The sequence below is a fragment of the Stenotrophomonas sp. NPDC077659 genome, assembly GCF_050268705.1.
Taxonomy (GTDB): Bacteria; Pseudomonadota; Gammaproteobacteria; order Xanthomonadales; family Xanthomonadaceae; genus Stenotrophomonas.
This window is the reverse complement of sequence record NZ_JBNNHG010000216.1, coordinates 1-4,225: the sequence shown is the minus strand read 5'-3', so window position 1 is coordinate 4,225 and position 4,225 is coordinate 1. Positions and strand designations below refer to the sequence as shown.

The following is a 4,225-nucleotide window of genomic DNA, read 5'->3' as shown; positions in this document are numbered from 1 at the left end:
GCTTTGGAAATCGATCAATTCAACTCACGTGTTGCGCTTGCAAGTTGAGACCGCCGTACGCCTTTCTTACCTCCTTAAGCGCCTCAAGATAGTTCTCCAGACGGATAAAGGTAGCTGCCGATTGAAGGTAGGGTTGAAGAACGTGATTCTCCGGAAGCAAGTCAGACAAGAACACCTCGGTTATGTCCTTGCCTATCACTGCTTTCAACAAAGCTGTAATAGCTTCTTCAGCTGCCAGTAGATACACCTCTGTCGATGCCACATCCGTCAGCTGACCGTAGTGCTTGACAATCACCCTCTGCTTATTCAGAGCTTTCAGAGTGCCAGATTTCGGTACTTTGAAGCCACTTCCGCCGAGCTCTCCTATGAGCTGATCGAAAGAGAAAGATTCAAGATTTCTGTTCTGATCAGACCCAATCTCCTTCAAGCAGCACAGAAAAACTATCTCTAGAGCATCTTGAAGAAGAATTAGACCAGCAGAGCATCCATGTTGATTGGCCAGTCCGATCAGCCGCCTAGAATCGTCGAGGATTGTCTTCGCCGTAATTAATGCGTGAACCGTCTCCTGCTTCATCGCCACCTCAATAATTATGCATGCACTCTATAAAATGCTTTGGTTTCGCCATCTTTAATGGCTACGGCGTCTGCAGGAGCAACGAATGCAGGATCCGGGCGTCCTCGGCGTCCAGCGTCTTCGGCAGATCGTCGCTGCCACGGAAGCGGCGATGGAAGGCGGCGACCGCCGCGTCGCGATCTTCCAACGGATAACCGAAGCGTGCCATCGCATTCCAGGCATCGAAGCCTTCCGGCGCGGGACCATCGCTGGCGCGAGGCCACACGCCGAAACCTGCTTCGGCCAGCTGCTGCCACGGGAAGAAACGGCTGGGATCAGCCTTGCGCGTCGGTGCGAGATCGGCGTGGCCGATCACCTGTCGCGGCGGGATGTTCAGGCGCTCGCTAAGGTCACGCAGCAACTGGATCAGCGAAGTGATCTGCGCAGGTGCGAACGGCGTGCTGCCGTTGTTGTCCAGCTCGATGCCGATGGAGGCGGAATTGAGATCGGTGATGGTGCCCCAGCGACCGGAACCGGCGTGCCAGGCGCGGCGTTCGTCACTGACCAGCTGGTAGCGGTGGCCATCGGCACCGATGAGGTAATGCGCGCTGACCCGGCCGCCGCTGTTGGCGGTGCGCAGGGTGTGTAGGCTCTGCTGCACCGAATCCTGCTCGGTGTGGTGGATGACGATGATGACCGGCACGCGCGCGTTCTGGTTCGGCGATGGCACCCAGGTCGCCAGCGGGTTGCGGCTTTCGTGCGGGGTGGAAGCACAGGCGGCCAGCAGCAGGCAGGCCGAGAGCATCAGGGGCGTGCGGATCGGGTGCATGGACTCGATTGTGCGCGATCAGGCGCGATGATGCATGCCGCGGTACCGACCAACGGTCGGTACCCACCAAGGCAATGGGAGTGCCGACCAACGGTCGGCACCCACCAAAGCAGAGGTCTGTGCCGACCATCGGTCGGCACAGACCCAGGCTGCCCTTACATCAGGCCTCGTAGGCCGATTCACCATGCGAGGTGACATCCAGGCCGGTACGCTCGGCCTCTTCGGTCACGCGCAGGCCGACCACCACCTTCACCAGCAGCAGGATGGCCGCGGTGACCACCGCCGACCAGACCACGGTGAGGCCGACGCTGACCACCTGCACCCACACCTGGTGGCCGATGTCCAGATCAGCCTTGGTGCCACCCAGCGACTGTGCGCTGAACACACCGGTGAGGATGGCACCGACGATGCCGCCGACGCCGTGCACACCGAACACGTCGGCGGTGTCGTCCACCTTCAGCAGGCGCTTGAGGCCGGTAACACCCCACACGCAGACCACACCGGCCACCAGGCCGATCACGATCGCGCCGAGCGGGCCCACGGTACCGCAGGCCGGGGTGATGCCGACCAGGCCGGCCACCGCACCCGAGGCTGCACCCAGTGCCGACGGCTTGCCCTTGGTGATCGCCTCGACCAGGGTCCAGCCCAGCACTGCAGCGGCCGTAGCCAGCACGGTGTTGAGGAAGGCCAGCGAAGCAACGGTGTCAGCCGCAGCGGCCGAGCCGGCATTGAAGCCGAACCAGCCCACCCACAGCAGCATCGCGCCGATGTAGGTGAACGGCACGTTGTGCGGCTTCAGTGCGGTCTGGCCATAGCCCAGGCGCTTGCCCAGGAACCAAGCGCCGACCAGGCCGGCCACACCCGCGTTGATGTGCACCACGGTGCCACCGGCGAAGTCGATGGCGCCCATTTCGCCCAGGTAGCCGCCACCCCAGACGATGTGCGCCATCGGGATGTAGCTGAGGGTGAACCACAGCGCCGAGAACAGCAGCACCGCGCGGAACTTGATGCGCTCGGCGAAGGCGCCGACGATCAGGGCGGTGGTGATGCCGGCGAAGGTCGACTGGAAGGCAACGAACAGGTAATCCGGCAGGCCCTTGATGGGCGTGTTGCCAACCGAGTCAGGGGTGAAGCCCTTCAGGAACGCGAACTCGGTGAACGAACCGAAGAACGGGTTGCCTGCACTGAACACCGCGCTGTAGCCGTAGGCCACCCACAGCAGCAGCACCAGCGAGAACACCACCAGGATCTGGCTGAGCACCGACAGCACGTTCTTGGACCGCACCAGGCCGCCGTAGAACAGGGCCAGGCCCGGCACCACCATCAGCAGCACCAGCAGGGTGGAGGTGAGCATCCAGGCCACGTCACCGTGGTCGAAGGCGGGGGCCGCAACTTCAGCGGCGGCGGGGGCAGCCGCCGCCGGAGCCTGCAGCGGCTCGACCGCGACCGGTTCGGTGGGCAGCGGCGAAACCTGGGCCTGGGCGTGGGCATTGCCCGGCCAGGCCCCTGCAGCCAGCGCGCTGAGCAGCATCAACAGGCACACCAGATGGAACCGGGCTTGCCACCCGGTGAGAAGGCGCATCTTCATTGGGGGAGTCTCCGGAAGGGGTTACAGCGCGTCGGCACCGATTTCGCCGGTGCGGATACGGATGACCTGCTCGACGGCAGTGACGAAGATCTTGCCGTCGCCGATCTTGCCGGTGCCTGCAGACGATTGGATCGCTTCAATCACCGCGTCGGCACGCTCGTCGGTGACCACGGTTTCGATCTTGATCTTGGGCAGGAAATCGACGACGTACTCGGCGCCGCGATACAGCTCGGTGTGGCCCTTCTGGCGACCGAAACCTTTTACTTCGGTCACGGTGATGCCCGACACGCCAGCGTCGGAGAGGGCCTCGCGGACCTCGTCGAGCTTGAACGGTCGGATGATGGCGGAGATCAGTTTCATGCGCATGTCCCGATGGTGGATGGGGCCACCGCGCCAACGCGCGATGGCATCAGGCAACCACGGGCCATCGTGATGATGGCCGTGGCTGTTGCACCGGACACGAACCGGGCCGGGACAGCCGTGCCTCTCTCCTTGCACGGCCGACGCGGGAGGGAGGGCGGCCCATGTCGCGTATCCGGTCTCTCTTGCCCCTGGATCAGCGGACTGACAGTCCGCTCTACCAAAGCGGACCAACCGTCCGCTCTGCCAAAACGGACCAATGGCCCGCGTTCCCAATGCAGCGGACCAACGGTCCGCTCTACCAAGGCGGGCACAAGGCCCGCCATATGCGGCTCCCCAGCCGCAGAGAACGGAGGTGATGGCGGCGGGTGGGAGGGGTACCCACCGCCATCACCGCCCGGTCAGCTTGCGTAGTACAGCTGGTATTCCAGCGGGTGGGTCGCCGCGCGGAACTTGGTCACTTCCTGCATCTTCAGCGCGATGTAGCCGTCGATGAAGTCATCGCTCATCACGCCACCGGCCTTGAGGAACTCACGGTCCTTGTCCAGCGCTTCCAGGGCCTGGTCCAGCGAGGAGCAGACCTGCGGGATCAGCTTCTCTTCTTCCGGCGGCAGGTCGTACAGATCCTTGTCGCTCGGTGCGCCCGGGTCGATCTGGTTCTTGATGCCGTCCAGGCCGGCCATCATCAGCGCGGTGAAGGTGAGGTAGCCCGACTGGATCGGATCGGGGAAGCGCATTTCGATGCGGCGTGCCTTCGGGTTGGACACCCACGGAATGCGGCACGAGGCCGAACGGTTGCGGGCCGAATAGGCCAGCATCACCGGGGCTTCGAAGCCCGGCACCAGGCAGCAGGTAACCAGGCTCTGGCCGCGTTGCCGACGCGCAGGAGAGCGGC

4 protein-coding genes and 1 pseudogene are annotated in these 4,225 nt (G+C 63.4%); all 5 read right to left on the bottom strand.

Annotated elements, in window-relative coordinates:
* Positions 1-19 precede the first annotated feature (19 nt).
* Positions 20-574, bottom strand: coding sequence for a hypothetical protein (locus ACQKDV_RS18515; RefSeq protein ID WP_427785720.1), 555 nt, complete (start codon positions 572-574; stop codon positions 20-22).
* A 61-nt stretch (positions 575-635) separates the two neighbouring features.
* Positions 636-1,382: an N-acetylmuramoyl-L-alanine amidase gene (locus ACQKDV_RS18510; RefSeq protein WP_427785719.1), complete on the bottom strand. Its 747-nt coding sequence runs from the start codon at positions 1,380-1,382 to the stop codon at positions 636-638.
* Between the two features lie 160 nt (positions 1,383-1,542).
* On the bottom strand, positions 1,543-2,970 hold the full coding sequence (locus tag ACQKDV_RS18505; RefSeq protein ID WP_427785718.1) for an ammonium transporter: 1,428 nt from the start codon (positions 2,968-2,970) through the stop codon (positions 1,543-1,545).
* A gap of 21 nt (positions 2,971-2,991) precedes the next feature.
* A complete protein-coding gene (locus tag ACQKDV_RS18500; RefSeq protein WP_004134334.1) occupies positions 2,992-3,330 on the bottom strand; it encodes a P-II family nitrogen regulator in 339 nt (112 codons plus the stop codon).
* A 401-nt stretch (positions 3,331-3,731) separates the two neighbouring features.
* Positions 3,732-4,225 (bottom strand): annotated as a pseudogene (glnA, locus tag ACQKDV_RS18495) (glutamine synthetase); the annotation flags it as partial.